The following is a 2,846-nucleotide window of genomic DNA, read 5'->3' as shown; positions in this document are numbered from 1 at the left end:
CAGCAGCATTGATAGCTTTTAACTCAGCTACAGTATATGAACCTGTTACTGTTACATCAGTATAACCAGTAACACCATTTAATGCTGCTGCTAAATCTTTTGCAGTTCCTGATAAAGCTATTGGAGTAGTTACAATTAAATCACCATCAGTAGTAATAGCATTAATAGCTTTTAAATCAGCTAATTTATAATCAGTACCATCTACCGTAATATCACCCGTTGCATAAGATTTGATTCCTTTAAATGCTGCAAGAATATCTGCTGCGCTTCCTGATAAATTTGCAGTTTGAACCGCTAATGTAATTGCACCAGTTGTTGCATTGTTTATAGCTAATAATTGATCTAAATCAACAGCATTATTTACTGTTACAGCACCTTTATAACCTGTTAAAGTAGGTAACATAGCTGCTAAATCTGCTGCAGTTCCACTTAATGCTACTGATGTATTAGCAACTTTGATTGTTCCAGCAGTTTCAGTATTTAAATCTTTTAATTGAGTTAATGAATAGTTACCAGTTACTGTAATATCACCTGCATAAGTATTAGGAACTTTTACTAATACTGCATTTAAAGCTTCTACAGAACCACTTAATGGTGCATTTACATCTAAAATTAATGTATCAGCAGTAGCACCCATTGAATCAACTATAGTTTTTAATTGTGCTAATGTATATTTAGCATCTGTTACTGTTATAGCTGCATCGAATCCTGTGATTCCTTTTAATGCTGCTTGAATATCTTTAATGCTTCCTTCTAAAGGAGATGCAGCTGTAACTGTAACATCACCACTTGTTGCATCGTTTATAGCTTTTAATTGTGCTAAAGCTTTTACTGTGTTACCATCTAGTGAAGATACAGTTACATCACCTTTATAAGCACCATTGATTTTAGCTAATAGTGGTTGAAGTACTGCTGCAGTAGCATCTAAATCAATATATCCATTTGCAGGAAGTGTAATTTTACCTTTTGTTAGATTAGCTATAGAAACTAATTCAGTTGTATCAGCAGGTACATCTGTTAATTTAATAGCTCCTGCATAATCTGTAATTCCAGCTAATGCTAGTTTAATATCAGCAATTGATCCAGTTAATGCTACATTTTTACTAGCTAATACTGTATCACCAGATACAGCAGTATTGATAGCTTTTAAATCAGCTACAGTATATGAACCTGTTACTGTTACTTTACCTGCATAAGTTACACCATCTAATGCTGCTACTAAATCTTTTGCAGTTCCTGTTAAAGCTACCGTTGAAGTAGTTACAATTAAAGCACCATCAGTAGTAATAGCATTAATAGCTTTTAAATCAGCTAATTTATAATCAGTACCAGTTACCGTAATATCACCCGTTGCATAAGATTTGATTCCTTTAAATGCTGCAAGAATATCTGCTGCGCTTCCTGATAAATCTGCAGTTTGAACCGCTAATGTAATTGCACCAGTTGTTGCATTGTTTATAGCTTTTAATTCTACTAAAGTAATTGCATTATCTACTGTTACAGCACCTTTATAACCTGCTAAAGTAGGTAACATAGCTGCTAAATCTGCTGCAGTTCCACTTAATGCTACTGATGTATTAGCAAGTTTGATTGCTCCAGTTGTATAAGTATCTATAGTTTTTAATTGTGCTAAGTTATAGTTACCAGTTACTGTAATAGTACCAGCATAATTATCAATATCGCCTAATACAGCTAAATCCGCCACAGAACCACTTAATGCTACTGATGTATTAGATACTGTTGTAGCTACACCTGCATCAGCTATAGTATTTAATTGTGCTAATGTATAATTATTATTAGTAATTGTTACAGAATCCAAACCAGCAAAATTGATATCTCCAGCGATTGCTGTTAAAATTTCTGTTGATGAAGCCACAAAATCTACTGCTGTATCTAGAGTAATAGCACCAGTTGTTGCTTTATTTATAGTAGTTAAGTCTTCTAAAGTTGCTGCACCAGTTACTGCTACATCACCTTTATATCCTGTTACTCCCTTTAATGCTGCAAGTATCTGTTCTGTAGTTCCACTTATTGCTACTAAGCTATTATTAGCTATTTTATCTATTGCTGTTGCCATGAATATATCCTTTTGTTTTTAAAATTCTGTAATTTTACCGCATATTTTTTAAAACATAGCTTAAAATTTTATTAAATAAATTATTAATCCAAATGTTTGAACTTTTTCAACTCTTCTTCAATGCTTGGAACTTTCATAAAATGCTCACCTATCAAAAATGCATCAGCACCGATAGAGCTTAATCTTTTGATTGTTTCAACATTTGAAACACCTGATTCTGCAACTATGATTTTTCCATTTGGAATCAATGGAATCAATTTGTCACATAAAGTCATATCCATTTCAAATGTATCAAGATTTCTATGATTTATTCCAATAATCGTAGCTCCACTTTTTATAGCTTTTGTTAAATCCTCAAGGTCGTGGATTTCAACTAAAACTTCAAGCCCTAAATGAATAGCATATTCATAAAGCTCTTTTAACTCTTTTGTTCCTAATGCTTTTGCAATAAGTAAAATAAAATCCGCTCCATAAACCAAAGCCTCAACTATTTGGTATTTATCAACTATAAAATCTTTTCTTAGAAGAGGAGTTGGAACATATCTTCTAATAGCAGTTAAATATTCCAAATTTCCTTGAAAATAGTGAGGTTCTGTTAAAACAGAAATTGCATTTGCTCCACTATTACTATAAGCTTGTGCGATTAAAATTGGGTCAAAATCCTCTTTTATGATTCCTTTACTAGGACTGGCTTTTTTAACTTCTGCAATAATTCGAATAGGTTCTTCTTTTGTAGAAGTCAAATATGGTTTTACATCTCTTGGAGCAT

2 protein-coding genes are annotated in these 2,846 nt (G+C 32.6%); both read right to left on the bottom strand.

The window, feature by feature from the left end:
• The coding region (locus tag PHR02_RS13500; RefSeq protein WP_299992817.1) for a hypothetical protein at positions 1–2,077 on the bottom strand (2,077 nt) is incomplete at its 3' end.
• A gap of 83 nt (positions 2,078–2,160) precedes the next feature.
• Positions 2,161–2,846, bottom strand: a 686-nt coding sequence (gene trpC, locus PHR02_RS13495) for an indole-3-glycerol phosphate synthase TrpC (protein ID WP_299992816.1), incomplete at its 5' end; no start/stop codon positions are given.

The sequence above is a fragment of the Sulfuricurvum sp. genome, assembly GCF_028688295.1.
GTDB lineage: Bacteria > Campylobacterota > Campylobacteria > Campylobacterales > Sulfurimonadaceae > Sulfuricurvum.
This window is presented reverse-complemented; position numbering and strand designations above follow the sequence as displayed.